At 74.4% G+C, this 16064-nt stretch carries 14 protein-coding genes and 1 tRNA gene; 6 read left to right on the top strand and 9 right to left on the bottom strand.

The window, feature by feature from the left end; all coding sequences use genetic code 11:
* Positions 1 to 139: 139 nt before the first annotated feature.
* Complete coding sequence (locus AB0I11_RS09245; RefSeq protein ID WP_357315879.1) at positions 140 to 1969, bottom strand: hypothetical protein; 1830 nt, start codon at positions 1967 to 1969, stop codon at positions 140 to 142.
* A 102-nt stretch (positions 1970 to 2071) separates the two neighbouring features.
* On the opposite strand from AB0I11_RS09245, the gene AB0I11_RS09240 reads away from it, so the two are divergent.
* The 4 genes from AB0I11_RS09240 to AB0I11_RS09225 all read left to right on the top strand — a co-directional run bounded on the left by AB0I11_RS09240 (position 2072) and on the right by AB0I11_RS09225 (position 4344).
* Positions 2072 to 2152, top strand: a tRNA-Leu gene (locus AB0I11_RS09240).
* A gap of 109 nt (positions 2153 to 2261) precedes the next feature.
* Positions 2262 to 3080 (top strand): Bax inhibitor-1/YccA family protein, encoded by an 819-nt coding sequence (locus AB0I11_RS09235; protein ID WP_357315876.1) that lies wholly within the window; start codon positions 2262 to 2264, stop codon positions 3078 to 3080.
* Positions 3081 to 3205: 125 nt separating this feature from the next.
* Entirely contained in the window at positions 3206 to 3964 is a 759-nt protein-coding gene (locus tag AB0I11_RS09230) for a Bax inhibitor-1/YccA family protein (protein WP_357315873.1), read from the top strand.
* Between the two features lie 59 nt (positions 3965 to 4023).
* Positions 4024 to 4344 (top strand): hypothetical protein, encoded by a 321-nt coding sequence (locus tag AB0I11_RS09225; RefSeq protein ID WP_357315870.1) that lies wholly within the window; start codon positions 4024 to 4026, stop codon positions 4342 to 4344.
* Positions 4345 to 4349: 5 nt separating this feature from the next.
* On the opposite strand, the gene AB0I11_RS09220 is transcribed toward AB0I11_RS09225, so the two are convergent.
* From AB0I11_RS09220 to AB0I11_RS09205, 4 genes are all read right to left on the bottom strand, one after another.
* Entirely contained in the window at positions 4350 to 5840 is a 1491-nt protein-coding gene (locus tag AB0I11_RS09220) for a CYTH and CHAD domain-containing protein (RefSeq protein WP_357315867.1), read from the bottom strand.
* Between the two features lie 42 nt (positions 5841 to 5882).
* Positions 5883 to 7145, bottom strand: coding sequence for an acetyl-CoA C-acetyltransferase (locus tag AB0I11_RS09215; protein WP_357315864.1), 1263 nt, complete (start codon positions 7143 to 7145; stop codon positions 5883 to 5885).
* 76 nt (positions 7146 to 7221) lie between these two features.
* Complete coding sequence (locus AB0I11_RS09210) at positions 7222 to 8019, bottom strand: SGNH/GDSL hydrolase family protein (protein ID WP_357315861.1); 798 nt, start codon at positions 8017 to 8019, stop codon at positions 7222 to 7224.
* Between the two features lie 133 nt (positions 8020 to 8152).
* On the bottom strand, positions 8153 to 9196 hold the full coding sequence (locus tag AB0I11_RS09205) for an SGNH/GDSL hydrolase family protein (RefSeq protein ID WP_357315858.1): 1044 nt from the start codon (positions 9194 to 9196) through the stop codon (positions 8153 to 8155).
* Positions 9197 to 9339: 143 nt separating this feature from the next.
* On the opposite strand from AB0I11_RS09205, the gene AB0I11_RS09200 reads away from it, so the two are divergent.
* A complete protein-coding gene (locus AB0I11_RS09200; RefSeq protein ID WP_046562568.1) occupies positions 9340 to 9696 on the top strand; it encodes a YkvA family protein in 357 nt (118 codons plus the stop codon).
* Positions 9697 to 9772: 76 nt separating this feature from the next.
* Entirely contained in the window at positions 9773 to 11143 is a 1371-nt protein-coding gene (locus tag AB0I11_RS09195) for a cystathionine beta-synthase (RefSeq protein WP_357315854.1), read from the top strand.
* 82 nt (positions 11144 to 11225) lie between these two features.
* Here the strand turns inward: AB0I11_RS09195 and AB0I11_RS09190 are convergent, their stop codons facing one another.
* The 4 genes from AB0I11_RS09190 to ngg form a co-directional block, all read right to left on the bottom strand.
* On the bottom strand, positions 11226 to 11735 hold the full coding sequence (locus tag AB0I11_RS09190) for a GNAT family N-acetyltransferase (protein ID WP_357315851.1): 510 nt from the start codon (positions 11733 to 11735) through the stop codon (positions 11226 to 11228).
* Positions 11732 to 12661: a ribonuclease Z gene (locus tag AB0I11_RS09185; RefSeq protein ID WP_357315847.1), complete on the bottom strand. Its 930-nt coding sequence runs from the start codon at positions 12659 to 12661 to the stop codon at positions 11732 to 11734. The genes AB0I11_RS09190 and AB0I11_RS09185 overlap by 4 nt, the downstream gene beginning before the upstream one ends.
* A 407-nt stretch (positions 12662 to 13068) precedes the next feature.
* Complete coding sequence (locus AB0I11_RS09180; protein ID WP_357315844.1) at positions 13069 to 14244, bottom strand: osmoprotectant NAGGN system M42 family peptidase; 1176 nt, start codon at positions 14242 to 14244, stop codon at positions 13069 to 13071.
* A complete protein-coding gene (gene ngg / locus AB0I11_RS09175) occupies positions 14241 to 16064 on the bottom strand; it encodes an N-acetylglutaminylglutamine synthetase (protein ID WP_357315841.1) in 1824 nt (607 codons plus the stop codon). The genes AB0I11_RS09180 and ngg overlap by 4 nt, the downstream gene beginning before the upstream one ends.

Raw genomic sequence — 16064 nt, 5'->3', positions numbered from 1 at the left:
AGCCGCCACCCGCATCAGCCACTTCGCACAACTTCGCCCCGCCGGATAGATCCGACGGGGCGAAGCAGCAGAACCCGAATTAACCAACAGCATCCGTCTCGTCTCGGGAGGGGCCCTTTCGCGTACCTCCGACCCGCGGTCAGAACCGCCAGGTCCAGGCGTCGGCGACCCGGGTGCCGGGGCCGAAGAGCTGTTCGAGGGTGCCGCGCAGGGTCGCCGCGTGCGGCGCGTCGTCGGTGACCGCCACGCAGGAGGCGCGCCAGAACCGGATGTCCCGGTCGGCCTGCCGGCGCTGCTCGTCGCCGATCGCCGGTGGCACGCCGCGCCGGGCCACGTCGGCCAGCAGCGCCGAGGTGGGCCGCTGGTAGGTGCCCATGGCCGCCGAGCCGCCCCGACCGTACGGGCCGATGAAGAAGCCCTCCGGCATGCCGAAGGCCGCGTCGGCGGCGGTGGCCCAGCGCATCGGCCACGGGTCGTTCGGGGTGGCCGTCGGCACCGGGACCAGCACCCCGCCGGGGCGTACGCACTGCCGCCAGTGGCCGGCCGCGACGAACTCGGGCAGCGCCGGCCGGTCGGCGCTGGGCAGCGGGGCGGGGAAAACGGTGAGCAGCGCGGCGCCCACGCCCAGCGGGACGAGCCGCCGGGCCCGCCCGGGTTCCCCGAGCGCCCGGTGCAGGGCCAGGGCGAGCACCGTGCCGGCCAGCGGGGGAACCGCCAGGGCGAACCGCATCGGCAGCGCGCCGTCCACCACCGGCAGCCCGGCCAGCAGGGCGTACGGCCCGGGGAGCCCGGTCCGTTCGCCGGAGACGACCACCTCGGGGCCGAGTGACAGCAGCGCCATCGCCAGCGCCCCGGCGACGCAGGCGGTCACCAGCGGGCGGCGGCCCAGCCAGGCCGCGCAGCCGCTGGTGACCAGCAGCAGCGGCCAGCCGAGGAAGGTGGTGAACTCGGCCGGGCCGGTGCTCAGCCGGGCGGCGGCGTCGCTGCCCAGCACCGAGAGCGGGGAGAGCGTCGACCAGCCGCTCAGGTCGGCGGAGAAGTAGTACGGGCTGAACATCCCCTCCGCCACGCCCTGCGGTCCGGCGAACTGGTGCCAGAGCGGGTACGCCAGCACCAGCAGCGCCAGCCCGGCCGCGGTCAGCAGCCCGCCGGCGAAGGTGGACAGGGCCCGGCGCAGCAGCGCCCGGTCGGCCAGGCCGTACGCGACGGTCATGATCAGCAGGGTGACCGCGGTGAGGAAGAGCACCTCCTCGCCGATGAAGACCTGGGCGGTGACCGCCGCGGCCAGCCCGACCGCCGAGGTGGCCAGCCGGCGGCGGTCCGGGCCGCCGGGGCGGCCGGCGGGGTCTGCGGCCCGGCGCAGCCGGACCACCAGCCAGACGATGACCGGGATCAGCCACTGGGCGGTCATGTGCAGGTGGGCGTTGCTCTGCGAGACCATGCCGGGGCCGAAGCCGCAGAGTGCCGCGCCGAGCCCGGCGGCGAGCCGGCGGACCCGCAACGTCCGGCTGAACAACAGGTACCAGGCGAGTGCCGTGCCGGCCAGGTTGCCGGCGGTCAGCAGGGCGAAGCTGACCGGTGCCCCGAAGGCCAGGGTGACCGGGGCGAACAGCACCCCCAGCGCGATCACCGTGGTGTTGGCCAGCAGATTGACCCCGTCCGGCGCGTTGAGCCGGTCGGTGAGCAGGTGGAAGTCGCCGAGCAGGGCGCGCGAGTCGACGGCCAGGAACCACTCGTAGAGGGTCTGGTCCGCCGGGTTCAGCGCGAGCACCCGCTGGCCGGGGGCGGGCCACAACCCGTGGGTGAGCCAGCCGGCCAGCAGGGCGAAGAGCAGGCCGGCGAGGAGGCCCGCCCGGTGGCGGGCGATGGTGGCCAGCAGGCGGGCCCGGCGGCTCGGGCGGACCACCGGTCGGCCGAGGACGGCCTGGTCGGGGTCCGGCCCGGGGACCGTGGCGGCGGCGCTGGTCACGGCCTCGACCATAACGGCGCGAACCTGCGGGGTACGCCGGGTCCCCCGGCAACGGCTACGGTGAGACCTGCGCCGAGGTGTGTCGGCGTACCGGTGTCACCCGCCCGGGTGGTGGAACGGCAGACACGGCCGCCTTAAAAGCGGCTGCCGCAAGGCGTGCGGGTTCGACCCCCGCCCCGGGCACAGACTCTCAGCTTTCCCACAGCTTGCCGCCTGCCGCGGTGAGCGGGTCCCGTTTACCCTGGAGGTTGCACGTTCACGTGCATCGACCCCCTGAGGGAGGCCTGAGAAAGTGAAGACCTCGAACCCGGTGCTCTCCCGGCTCGGCCAGGCGGCCGGCCGCGAGCGGGCGGCCGGGTACGCCCAGCCCGGGCCGTACGCTCAGCCCGGATACCCGCAGCAGCCGTACCCGACCGGCTACGGCTACCCGGCGGCCCCGCCCACCGTGACCCCGATGACCCTGGACGACGTGGTCGTCAAGACGGTCACCCTGCTCGGGATCCTGGGCGTCGTGGCGGCCGCGACCTGGGCCGTCCTGCCGGACGAACTGCTCGGCCTGGCGTGGATCGGCGGCGCCGTCGTCGGTCTGGTGCTCGGCCTGATCATCTCGTTCTCCCGGATGGCCAACCCGGCGCTGGTCATCGCCTACTCGGTCGTCGAGGGCGTCTTCCTCGGCGCGGTGAGCAAGACGTTCAACACCCTCTACGAGGGCATCGTGCTCCAGGCCGTGGTGGCGACCTTCGGTGTCTTCTTCCTGATGGCGATGCTCTACAAGTCGCGCGTCATCCGGGCCACCCCGAAGTTCGCCAAGATCATGATTGCCATGATGGGTGGCCTCTTCGCGGTCATGCTGATCAACCTGGTGCTCGCCCTCTTCGGCGTCAACACCCACCTGCGCGACGGCAGCCCGCTGGCCATCGGCTTCAGCCTGGTCTGCATCGTGGTGGCCTCGCTGAGCTTCGTGCTCGACTTCGCCAACATCGAGGACGGCGTCCGGATGGGGCTCCCGCAGCGCTACTCCTGGACCGCCGCGTTCGGCATCGTGGTCGGCCTGATCTGGCTCTACCTGGAGGTGCTGCGCCTGCTCAGCTACCTCCAGGGCGACGACTGACCGTCCCGCCCGCCGCCCGACGCCCGCCCGCCGCCACCGCGGCCGGCGGGCGTCGTCGTTTTCCCGCCGCCACCGGGCCGCCCGGGGCAGAGTGGGAGCCGGGGTACGGCGGCAAGGAGGTCACGGTGCGCAGTGCCAACCCGGTCCTGGACCGGCTGGACGACGTCGGCCGGGCCGAACGCCAGGTCCTCGGGGTCGGGGCCGCCGAGACGATGAGCGTCGCCGACGTGGTGAGCCGCACCGTCGGCCTGCTGCTGATCACCGGCGGCACCGCGGCGGTCGCCTGGGTGCTCGTTCCGCCGGCGGCCTGGATCTCGGCGGCGCTGGCCGGCACCGCCCTGGCCAGCCTCGCGCTGGTGCTGTTCATCTCGCTGAAGCAGGTCACCAACCCGCCGCTGATCGTCGGGTACGCGGTGCTCCAGGGGCTGCTGCTGGGCGTGGCGAGCCGGGCCTTCGAACTGGTCTACCCGGGGATCGTGGCGCAGGCGGTGATCGGCACCTTCGGGGTCTTCCTCGGCATGGCGCTGCTCTACCGGGCCCGGGTCATCCGGGCCACCCCCCGGCTGGCCCGGCTCGTCCTCGGCGCGCTGATCGGGATCGTCGCCGTCGGCCTGGTCAACCTGGTGACCTACCTGCTCACCGGGCGGCAAGGGCTGGAGGTGTACAGCCTCACCGCCCGGGTCGGCTGGCTGCCGTACCTCTTCTCCGGGGTGGCGATCATCGCCGGGGCGCTCAGCTTCATCCTCGACTTCGACCTGGTCGAGCGTTCCACCCGGGCCGGGCTGCCCCGCCGGTACGCCTGGTACTGCGCGTTCGGGCTGCTGGTCGGGCTGATCTTCCTGTACTGGCAGATCCTCCGCCTGCTCAGCTACCTGCGGCGGTGACCGTACGCGGCGCGTCCGACGCCGCCCGGCGACCCGGAGCCGTCGTAGACTCGGCCGCGATGAGCGCAGCGGAACTGGACCGGGTGGTGGGACTGCTGGTCCGTCAGGTCGGGCACTGGGAGCAGCCGCGCTGGTCGGCACCGGCCGCCGGGGGCAACGTGGCCCGGGGCGACCTGGTGCACAAGCTGGTGCAGGAGCTCGCCAACCTGGCGGCCGACGCGGCGGGCGAGCCGCGCCGGGAGGTACCCCGGCTCGGCAGCGACCTGGTCCTGCCCGACCAGCTCCGGGTGGTCGCCGCCGACCTGGTCGCGGCCGGCGCCCCCGAGCCGGTGCTGGCCGAGGCCACGGCGGCGGTGGCGGCGACCCGCGTCGCGCTCTGACCGCCTCACCGCTTCAGCCAGCGCCGGACCTTCCGTTTCCGGGCCCGGTCCCGCGCCCGGAGCAGCACCGGCAGGTCCCGCTCGGCCACCCCGGCCTGCCGGGCGTGCAGGATCCCGTAGGTGAAGGTGTTCTCGCCCGCGGCGTACGCCCGCAGCGCCTGCCGGCGCAGCGTCTCCCTGGTCACCACCGAGTCCTGGCGCGCGCCGAGCACGTCCTGCAGGTCCTTGAGCCGGGTCACCAGCTTGCCGGCGGGCTTCCCACCGGCCGGCGCGCGTACCTCCACCGCGTAACGGGCCGCCTTGGTGGCCCTGCGCGCCTCGTGCAGCGCCACGTCGCGGGCCGGCCCGCCCGCGCCGGTCAACGCCCGGTCCAGGCGCCGGTCGGCCCGGGTCACCGCCCGGCGTACCCGGCGGGTCACCCAGCGCTCGTCCACCGGCCGGGCGGTCGGCCCCTCGACCAGCGCGTCCAGCCGGGCCAGCAGGGCCGGGTACCGGTCGGTGCCGAGCGCCGCGCGCAGCTCGTCGAGGGCGCTGGCCAGGTCGGCGGCGAACCGCTCGGCGATCCGTGCCGCGACCGGGCCGAGCACCAGCTCGTCCGGTTCCGCGTGGACCGCGTCGGCGAGCCGGGCGGCCAGCACCTGGGTGTCCCGGACCGCGCCGAGGTGGCCGCCCAGCCAGCGCAGCTCGGCCCGCAGCGCCGCGCTCTCCCGCCGGTCCCACAGGCCCCGGAAGGTCCGCAGGGTGGAGCGGAGCCGCCGGGTGGCGACCCGCATGTCGTGCACGGCGTCCTCGTCGCCGCCGAGCGCTGCCGGATGGTTGCCGATCAGCGCGTCGCGCTGGGCGGTCAGGTAGTCGAGGACCGGCGCCACCGCCGGGTCCGGTGCCGCCGGCCGGATGGCGGCGAGCCGGTCGCCCAGCGCGCGGTGTGACTTGGAGACCGGCACCGGGCGCGCGCCGGCCCCCCGGAGCCGGTCCGCCACGGCGTCGAGCAGCGCCTCGTCGCCCTCGACCAGCTCGACCTCGACCTCGTGCCACGCCTGCCGGACCCCGCTGACCAGGTCCTCCGACTCGACGCTGTCCTCGGCGACCTCCGCCAGCGTCCGCCCGTCCCGGTCGAGCAGGCGGCGTTCCCGGCGTCGGGTGCGGACCCGGGCGGCCGGGGCGACGGCCGCGCCCCGGGCCGCGGCCCGGTAGAGCGCGGCCAGTTCGGCCGGCGGCTCCTGGTCGTCCGGCCCGGCCGGGAACTGGTGCTCGGTGCGGGCGCCGCCCGCCGCGCCCACCTTGAGGTGCCAGCCCGCGTCGTGCCCACCGGTACGCCGCCGCAGCGCGAAGGCGCTGCGGGCCAGCCGCAGGTCGGCGGTGTCCCAGTAGACCGCGTCCAAATCGAGGGTGGTGGCGTCGGACACCGTCTCGACGCCACCGCACCCGGCCAGGTCGGGCAGCCGGAAGCCCTCGTCACCGGAGTACTTGCGCTCGCGTTCCACCACGGTCGCCATGGCGCCTCCCGTACCCGGCCGGCTTCCGGCCGAACCGGTTGCTCAGTTCAGTCGTTCGAGCACCATGGCCATGCCCTGGCCGCCGCCGACGCACATGGTCTCCAGACCGATGGTCTTGTCGTGCCACTCCAGGGCGTTGAGCAGGGTGCCGGTGATCCGGGCGCCGGTCATGCCGAACGGGTGGCCGACGGCGATCGCGCCGCCCATCACGTTCAGCTTCTCCTCGGGGATGCCCAGCTGCCGGTACGACGGGATCACCTGGGCGGCGAACGCCTCGTTGATCTCGACCAGGTCGACGTCGTCGATGGTCATGCCGGCCCGCTTGAGCGCCTGCTTCGACGCCTCGACCGGGCCCAGGCCCATGATCTCGGGGGAGAGCGCGGTGACGCCGGTGGAGACGATCCGGGCCAGCGGGGTGAGCCCCAGCTCGGACGCCCGCCCGGCACTCATGATCACCACGGCGGCGGCGCCGTCGTTGAGCGGGCAGCAGTTGCCGGCGGTGATCCGGCCGTCCGGGCGGAACACCGGCTTCAGGCCGGCCACCCCCTCCAGGGTCACCCCCGGGCGCGGGCCGTCGTCGGTGCTGACCACGGTGCCGTCCGGCGTGGTGACCGGGGTGATCTCGCGGGCCCAGAAGCCGTCGGCGATCGCCTTCTCGGCGAGGTTCTGGCTGCGTACCCCGAACGCGTCCATGTCCGCGCGGGTGACGTCGTACACCTGGGCCAGGTTCTCCGCGGTCTGCCCCATGGCCAGGTAGATGTCGGGGAGTTGGCCGGCCTCGCGCGGGTCGGTCCACACCTCGGCGCCGGCCTGGGCGCGGGCCTCGGAGCGGCGGCGGGCCTCGGCGAAGCGCGGGTTCTCCCAGCCGCCGCCGACCAGCGCCTGCGCCTCCGGCGGCAGGGTGTCCGAGTTGCCGCGCGCGTACCGGGAGACGGTCTCGACGCCGGCGGAGATGAACACGTCGCCCTCGCCGGCCCGGATCGCGTGCATCGCCATCCGGGTGGTCTGCAGCGACGAGGCGCAGTAGCGGGTCAGCGTGGCGCCGGGCAGCCCGTCCAGGCCGAGCAGCGTGGCGACCACCCGGGCCATGTTGAAGCCCTGCTCACCGCCGGGCAGGCCGCAGCCCAGGTAGAGGTCGTCGATCGTGGTGGGGTCGAGCGCGGGCACCTTGTCGAGCGCGGCCTGGACGATGGTGGCGGCGAGGTCGTCCGGGCGGACGTCCCGCAGGGAACCCTTGAACGCCCGGCCGATGGGGGACCGGGCGGTGGCGACGATGACGGCGTCGCGGGGCGACTCAATCGGCATGAACCAACGTTAACCCGCGGGTAACTTGAGGCGGAAGCTGCCGGCCGGGCGGGAAATGTCACCCCGCCGGGCGCGGTCAGTGGTGCCGGGTGGCGACCGTGGCCGCCGCCTCCACGGCCGGGAGCAGGGCGTGCGCCCACACCCGGTAGCCGTCGGCGGAGGGGTGGTAGCCGTCGTGGCAGAGCGTGCCGGCATCGGCCCGGAACACCGGGCCGGTCTCGGTGGCCAGGTCGACCACGCCACCCCCGGCGTTCAGCACGGCCGACGTCTGCGCCCGGGCGATCCGCCGGCCGGACCAGGCGAGCACCTGGCGCAGTGGCGCGTCGACCGCGCGTACCGCGCCCAGGTCCGGGCAGGTGCCGACGACGACCTCGACGTGCGCCTCGCGCAGCCGGCGCACCGCGGAGCCCAGGTACGCCGCCGCGTCGCCGGGCCGGGCCAGCGCGGTGGCGTCGTTCGCCCCGACCAGGATGACCGCCACGTCGGGGCGCTCGCCGAGCAGCGCCCGGGCCACCTGGGTGGCCAGATCCGTCGAGCGGGAACCCGAGACGCCCACGCTGGACAGGTGCACCAGGCGGCCGGCCGGCCCCTCGGCGAGCAGGTGCGCGAGTTGCCCGCCGATCGTCTCCTCGAAGTGCTCCACCCCGACGCCGAGCGCCGAGGAGTCGCCGAGCAGCACCAGCCGCAGCGGCGGGGCGCCGGCCCGGCCCACCGTGGCGCGCAGGGCGAGGCCCAACTCGGGCTGGGCGTACTGCCGGTTGCGGGCGGCGATGGCCTGGCCGGCGAGAACGGCCGCGCCACCGACCGTCCCGGCGAACAGGGACAGGGCGGCGGCCCGACCCAGCCGAGCCACGAGCTCGTTACGCTCGGTCATGACGACACCTCCCTGGTGGCGGCGGTGCGGCCGGCCCGGGTGGCGCCGGTTGCTCGCCGCCGCGTCTCACTGGCGGGGCAGACGTGAGCGTGACCCACGTTGTGCCTGCTGATGATGCCCCTGCTGGGCCCGCTCATGCCAGCCCTTCCAGGGTCGGAGACTCGGCGGCGCCGGACTGCGCCGCCGCGCCGACCCCGAAGAAGGCCCGCCGCCGAAGCTGCGCCCAGCGCCCGCCGGGACCCCGGTCGCGACCCCGGACCTGGGTGGCGCTGACCTCCGTGCCGGCGTGCCGGGCCGCTTCCTGGGCCGCCTCCGGGAGCGACCGTACGCCCTCCCGGCCCGCGAGCCAGGAGCGCCGCTCCTGGCCGGCGCCGAGCGCGGAGAGCACGGTGGGCAGCAGCGCCGCCGCGGCGACCGCGTACCCCTCGGCCGAGGGGTGGAACCGGTCCCAGGCGAACATCCGGGCCGGCTCGGCCGCGAAGCGGGGACCGAGCAGGTCGCCGAGGGAGACCGTCCAGCCGCCCGCCTCGACCACCGCCACCGTCTGCGCGGCGGCGAGCTGCCGGCTCCACCGGCGGGCCAGCCAGCGCAGCGGCGGCTGGATCGGGCGGATCGCGCCGAGGTCGGGGCAGGTGCCGACGACCACCTCGCAGCCCGCGGCGCGCAGGGCGTGGACCGCGTCGACCAGATAGCGCACCGCCACCGAGGGCGGGGTGCGGTTGGTGACGTCGTTGCCCCCGACCAGCACGACGGCGATGTCCGGCTCGACCTCCAGGGCCGACTCGACCTGCGGCTTGAGCCCGGCCGACAGCGCACCCACCACGGCGAAACGGCAGAGCCGGACCGGCCGGTGCAGCCGCCGGGACAGCCCGGTCGCCAGCAGCGCGCCGGGGGTCTCCCGGCGACGGTGCACGCCGTAGCCGGCGGCCGAGGAGTCGCCGAGGATGACCATGGTGACCGGTGGACCGGGAAGCTTCGCGCCGTAGACCCCGTCGCAGCGCGGCGGGGGCGCCTCGGCCATCGGAATGGTGCGCCGGGCCTGCCGGGCCTGGCCGAGCAGCACCCCACCCGTCGCCACGGTGGCCGCCACCGTGGCGCCCGTGCCGATCGCCGCCAGCCGGGCGATCCGGCGGGCGCGCGGCCAGTCGACCCGCGCGACGGAACCGACGTCCCCCATGCACCGACATTATCGCGCCACCCCGACACCCGCCGTCCGGTGATCAGGAGGCTGGGCGACCACCGTTCCGGGTACCTGTTCGGCAGCGGACGCCGGACTTGCGCCGGGGCCGCACCCTTGGTCGAGCGGAGAGGGGCGACGACATGGGCAAGACGTTGAAGCGGAGCGCGGCGTTCGCCGCACTGGCCCGGGCGCTGGCGTCCGGGGCCCGGGGCGGGCCGTCGGTGGGCGCCCGGCTGGCGGCGCTGCCGCGGATGATCCGGGCCACCGCGAAGGGGGAGTACGACGGCGGCCTGCGGTTGGCCCTGATGACCGCGGCCACCGCGTACATCGTGTCCCCGATCGACCTGCTGCCGGAGATCCCGCTGGCGATCTTCGGGCTGGCCGACGACGCGGTGATGGTCACCTGGCTGGCCGGCAGCGTGCTCGCCGAGACCGAGCGGTTCCTGGAGTGGGAGGCGCGTCGCAGGTCGGTCATCCCCGGGCATCTGGTGCCCTGACGGCACGTACCCTGGGCGACGAACTGACGACTTACCGGCCGCCCCACGACGGCGGCGCGACGAAGGGCACAACGACGTGCAGTACTACGACAACGTGGTCGAGCTGATCGGCAACACCCCGCTGGTCCGCCTGCGCAACGTCACCGAGGGCATCCAGGCGACCGTGCTGGCGAAGGTGGAGTACCTGAACCCGGGCGGCTCGGTGAAGGACCGGATCGCGCTGCGCATGGTCGAGGACGCCGAGCGGGCCGGGATCCTCAAGCCGGGCGGCACGATCGTCGAGCCGACCAGCGGCAACACCGGCGTGGGCCTGGCCCTGGTGGCCCAGCTCAAGGGCTACAAGTGCGTGTTCGTCTGCCCGGACAAGGTCAGCCAGGACAAGCAGGACGTGCTGCGCGCGTACGGCGCCGAGGTGGTGGTCTGCCCGACCGCGGTCGCCCCGGAGGACCCCCGCTCCTACTACAACGTCTCCGACCGGCTGGCCCGCGAGATCCCCGGCGCCTGGAAGCCCAACCAGTACAGCAACCCGGCCAACCCGCGCTCGCACTACGAGACCACCGGCCCGGAGCTCTGGAAGCAGACCGAGGGCGCGCTCACCCACTTCGTCGCGGGCGTCGGCACCGGCGGCACCATCTCCGGCATCGGTCGCTACCTCAAGGAGGCCTCGGCGGGCCGGGTCAAGATCGTCGGTGCCGACCCGGAGGGCTCGGTCTACTCCGGTGGCACCGGCCGGCCGTACCTCGTCGAGGGCGTGGGCGAGGACTTCTGGCCGGAGACCTACGACCGCACCGTGGCCGACGAGATCGTCGAGGTGTCGGACAAGGAGTCGTTCGAGATGACCCGGCGGTTGGCCCGCGAGGAGGGGCTGCTGGTCGGCGGCTCCTGCGGGATGGCCGTGGTGGCCGCCCTGGAGGTGGCCCGCAAGGCCGGCCCGGACGACGTGATCGTGGTGCTGCTGCCGGACAGCGGCAAGGGCTACCTGTCGAAGATCTTCAACGACTCCTGGATGGCCCGGTACGGCTTCCTGGACAACTCCGGCGCCGAGCCGACGGTGGCCGACGCGCTCGGCGGCAAGCCCGGTGGCCTGCCCGAACTGGTGCACGTGCACCCCACCGAGACGGTCCGCGACGCGATCGACTACATGCGCGAATACGGCGTCTCCCAGCTGCCGGTGCTCAAGGCCGAGCCGCCGGTGGTGACCGGCGAGGTGGCCGGCTCGATCGCCGAGAAGGACCTGCTCGACGCGCTCTTCACCGGCCAGGCGCACCTGCACGACACGATCGAGCGGCACATGGCCGATCCGCTGCCGATGATCGGCGGCGGCCAGCCGGTCAGCGAGGCGGTCACCCTGCTGGAGAAGGCCGACGCCGCCCTGGTGCTGGTCGACGGCAAGCCGAAGGGCGTGCTGACCCGGCAGGACCTGCTCGCCCACCTCGGCGCCCGCTGAGTGATCAGGAGGGGCCCCTTTCCCACGCCCGCGGCGTAGGGGAGGGGCCCCTCCTGACGCCCGGCGTCAGTCCGGGCCCTGCTCAGAGGGGGCGGGTGTAGCGAAGTTGGGCGACGACGGCGGGACCGATCCGGTCGCTGCGTTCCTCCCCGGTGGCGGTCCAGCCGCCGCGCTCATAGAACCGCCGGGCGGCCGTGTTGTCGCGCAGCACCCAGAGGACGGCCCGGGACCAGCCGCGGGCCCGCATCGCGTCGAGCGCGTCGATCATCAGGGCCCGGCCGGTGCCCCGGCCCCGCTCCTCGGGCGCCAGGTGGATCGCGTTCAGCAGGCCGGTGGCCGGGTCGTCCGCGTCGTCCGGGCCGAGGTAGCTGAAGCCGACCAGCGCGCCGTCCCGCTCGGCCACGGTCATCCGGTGGTCGGTCCGCTCCCAGGTCCACCGCTCCGCCCAGTACCGGCCCATCTCCTCGGGCGTGGGCGCGGCCAGCGCGTCCGCGGGCAGGAACGGCGAGTACGCCGCCACCCGGGATACCTGGTGCAGGGCGCCGACCGGCATCAGGTCGGCGTCGGTGGCGGGGCGTAACGAGACGGTCACCCGGACGAGGCTACCCGTCGGGGCGGCACCGGCACCGTCATCAGGTCCGCCGCGATCACCAGCTCGCCGGTGAAGTGCGCCCGGGCCTCGTCGGCGAACCGGCGCGGATCGGTGTACCGCTGCGAGAAGTGGGTCAGCACCAGGGTGCGTACCCCCGATTCGGCCGCCACCCGCGCGGCCTGGGCCGCGGTGAGGTGGCCGACCTCGGCGGCGAGGGCGGCCTCCGACTCCAGGAAGGTCGACTCGATGACCAGCAGGTCGACGTGTTCCGCCAGTGCCCACACCCCGTCGCAGAGCCCGGTGTCCATCACGAAGGCGAACCGCTGGCCCGGTCGGGGCACGCTCACCTCGTCCCGGGTGACGCGGCGCCCGTCCAGGTCCAGGTGGCCGTCGCGGAGCAGCGCGCCGACGGCCGGCCCGGCGATCCCGTACGCGGACAGCTTCTCCGGCAGCACCCGGCAGCCGTCCGGCTCGGTCAGCCGGTACCCGTACGTCTCGATCGGGTGGCGCAGCCGGCGGGCCTCCAGCGTGCCGATGGCCAGGGAAATTTGCTGCCCGTCGGCGTCGATCGGCTCGACGGCCAGCTCGGCGGTCTCGTAGAAGCTGGCCGCGTGACGCAGCCGGGCGAAGTAGTCGGCGCCCCCGGCCGGGAAGTGCACGGCCACCGGGTGCGGCACCCGGTCCAGGGAGAGCCGCTGGATCACGCCGGGCAGCCCCAGGCAGTGGTCGCCGTGGAAGTGGGTGACGCAGATCCGGGTCAGGTCGGTGGCGGAGATCCCGGTGTGCAGCATCTGCCGCTGGCTGCCCTCGCCGGGGTCGAAGAGCAGCACCTCGTCGTCCCAGCGCAGCAGGTAGCCGTTGTGGTTGCGCTGCCGGGTGGGAGCCTGGCTGGCGGTACCGAGCACCACCAGCTCGCGCATCGACACGGAATCTCCCAGGAAAGGGTCGACCCCCGGGGCTTCCGCGCTCGCGCGCGGGCCGGCTGGACTGGGCCGGCACCCCGGGGGTCGGGTGGCTGTCGTGGTTTCGCCGCACCGCTGCCACACGGTCTCGACGATCCTGCAGATGCCCGCCTCGCGGCGGGCGAGATTTCACTGTCGAGGACAGCGGCTAGCGGACAGCCACCTCACGAGTCCGATTGCTATACAAGTCTGGACCACCTCCTTTCCCGTGTACCGCCACGCTATCCACTTCCCGGGCTGCCCGGCAACGGATTTGGATCACAGGCGCCGCCGGCACCGCTCTCACGCCGGTCAGCCGGCGGGCCGTCTCGGTGCACCCTGCCGGCCGGCTGCCGTCTTGGCGCACTATGCCGGCGGCTGCTTCTGCCCGCTCAGTCGAGGCCGATCGGGCCCTCGCGCGGGCCGTCGTCGGAGGCCGGCTGGACGGCCAGGGACGGGAAGTCGGCCAGGTCGCCCGCCGGCTCGGCGTCCCACTCGGGGAAGACCAGCGGGCTCTGGAGGTAGAGGCAGAGCAACTGGGTGAGATGCCGCAGCCCGTCGAGGTGGGTGCGCTCGTGCCCGTGGGTGGCGTCCACCCCGAAGCCGACCAGCGCCACCCGGGCGTGCGCGCCCGCCTCCACGGCGGCGGCCACGTCCGAGCGGTAGTAGTCGAAGACGTCCCGGACCAGGTCGACGCCGTGCGCGCGGGCGATCGACGCCAGGTTGCGGGTCAGGTGGTAGTCGAACGGGCCGACGCCGTCGCCCATGGCCAGGGTGGCGGCGTTCTCCCGGGACTGCTGGCCCGGGGCGACCACCGCCGCGTCGACCGAGACGATCTCGGCCACGTCCGGGTCGAGGCCGTGGCTGGCCCCGTGCCCGAGTTCCTCGGTGACGGTGACCAGCAGGTGGGCGGTGACCGCCGGCGTGACGCCCGCGTCGATCATGGCCTTGAACGCGGTCAGCACGGCGGCGACCCCGGCCTTGTCGTCCAGGTGCCGCGATTTCACGTACCCGCTCGGAGTGATCGTCGGGGTGGCCAGGAGCGCGACGAAATCGCCGGCGTCGATGCCGAGCGCGCGGAGGCCGGCGATGTCGTCCACCGGTTCGTCGACCCGTACCTCGACCAGCTCCCAGCCGACGCCCTGCAGGTCGACGTCCTCGTTGTAGCGATGGCCGCTGGCCTTGAGCGGCAGGACCTGGCCGGTTACCACCCGGTCCAGGTCGTCGGTGAAGATCCGCACGTGGGCGCCCTCGGCGAACCGGGCACTGTGCGTGCCGATCGGCTTCAGTTCCAGCCGGCCGTTCTCCTTGAGCCGCTTGACCATGCCCCCGATGGTGTCGGTGTGCACCACGATCGCGCGGTCGGCGCCGGTCTCCCGCGGGCCCGGCAGGCAGGCGCTGAGCGCCCCACGCCGGGTCAGTGTCGAGCCGATCCCGAGCGCCGAGAGGCGTTCCCCCACGTACTGCTGGACGTGGTCGGTACGCCCCGACGGGCTGGAGATCTCCAGCAGCTCCACCAGCACCTGGCGCAGGTAGTCGAGGTCGATCTCCAACGGTTCCGGGCTCACCCGGCGCCTCCCGTACCGGCCGGGGACCAGAGGCGTCGCGGTGCCCGGGTGCCGGGGAAGAGCAGGTCGACGAAGCGCTCGGCGGTCGGCTGCGGCTCGTGGTTGGCCAGGCCGGGCCGCTCGTTCGCCTCGATGAACACGTGCTCGGGCCGGTCCGGGGCGGGGACCAGCAGGTCCAGCCCGGTGACCGGGATGTCCAGCGCCCGGCTGGCCGCCACGCACGCCTCGGCGATCACCGGGTGCAGCTCGGCGGTGACGTCGTGGATGGTCCCGCCGGTGTGCAGGTTGGCGGTCCGGCGTACGGCCAGCACCATGCCCTCGGGCAGCACGTCGTCCATCCGGTGGCCCGCGTCGGCGACCACCTCGCGGGTCAGCTCGTCGACCGGGATCGTCGACTCGCCCCCCGTCGCGGCGGCGCGCCGCCGGCTCTGCCGCTCGATCAGCTCGGTGATGTCGTGCACCCCGTCCCCGGTGATCTGCGCCGGGCGGCGGACCGCGGCGGCGACCACCTCGTGGTCGATCACCACCACCCGCAGGTCCTCGCCCGTGCGCAACTCCTCGATCAGCACGTCCGGGCAGAACCGGCGGGCCAGCTCGATGGCGGCGGTCAGCGCCTGCGGGGTACGGACCCCGACGGTGATGCCGTTGCCCTGCTCGCCCTGGGCCGGCTTGACCACCACCGGGCCGACCTCCGTGAGGAACGCCAGGTCGTCGGCGTCGCCGGTGGCGGTCCGGCCCCGGGGCACGCGCAGCCCCGCCTCGGCGAGGATCCGCCGGGTGACCCGCTTGTCGTCGCAGCGGCTCATCGCCACCGCCGAGGTCAGCTCCGACAGCGACTCGCGGGTGTGCACGGTCCGCCCGCCGTTGCTGAGCCGCAGCTCGCCCCAGCGCGGGTCGGTGACCTCCACCCGGATGCCGCGCCGCATCGCCTCGTCGGCGATGATCTTCGCGTACGGGTTGAGCTGGTCGTACCCCTCGGGGGCGGCGGGCAGGAAGAGCCGCTCGTTGATCGGGTTCTTCCGCTTCACGCAGAGCGTTGCGGTGCGGTGGAAGCCCAGCCGCTCGTAGAGCCGGATCGCGCCGGAGTTCTCCGCCAGCACGGACAGGTCCACGTACGCCCGGCCCCGAGCGTCGAGCCGGTCGGCCAGCGCGGTCAGCAGGGCCTGGCCGGTGCCCGGCGGCGCGGTGTTGAAGTCCACGGTGAGGCACCACAGGCTGGCGCCGTTCTCCGGGTCGGCGAAGACCGCCACGTGGTCGACGCCGGTGATGGTGCCGACCACCTCACCGGTGGCGTCCTCGGCCACCAGGTGCAGGAACCGGTCGGTACGGGCGTTGTCGACGAGCACGTCGACCGGGGCGGTGACCATGCCGTTGCGCGCGTAGATCCGGTTCACCGCGTCCGCGTCGTCGGCGTCGCGCAGCGGCCGGACGGTCAACCCGGGAACCTCGCCGCCCTCGGTGGCGGCGGGTCGCTGCCCGCCCAGCGGCAGCCGGTAGGTCAGCGACGGGTCGATGAACAGCTCGTCCGGCAGCCGGGACACCAGCACGTGCGGGTCGCGCAGGTAGATGCAGATGTCGCGGGCGCCGACCGCCTCGGAGCGCAGCACGTCGGCCACGTGCACCTGGTCGTGGAACGTCTGCCCGAAGACCAACCGGCCCCAGCCGCAGTCCAGCACCACGCCCGGGGAGCCCGCGGGTCGACGCGGCTCCGGCGCGCCCGGTGCGACCGGGTCACCGCCGGGGCCGGTGCGTTCCCGGTGCCGGCCCAGCACCCGTTCCCGGTCGGTGCGCGCCGTCCCGGTGGCGAGGATGTCGGTCAC

It is taken from the genome of Micromonospora sp. NPDC050495, from assembly GCF_040655175.1.
Lineage (GTDB): Bacteria > Actinomycetota > Actinomycetes > Mycobacteriales > Micromonosporaceae > Micromonospora.
The sequence above is the reverse complement of the archived record's forward strand: the minus strand, read 5'-3'. Positions and strand labels throughout refer to the sequence as shown.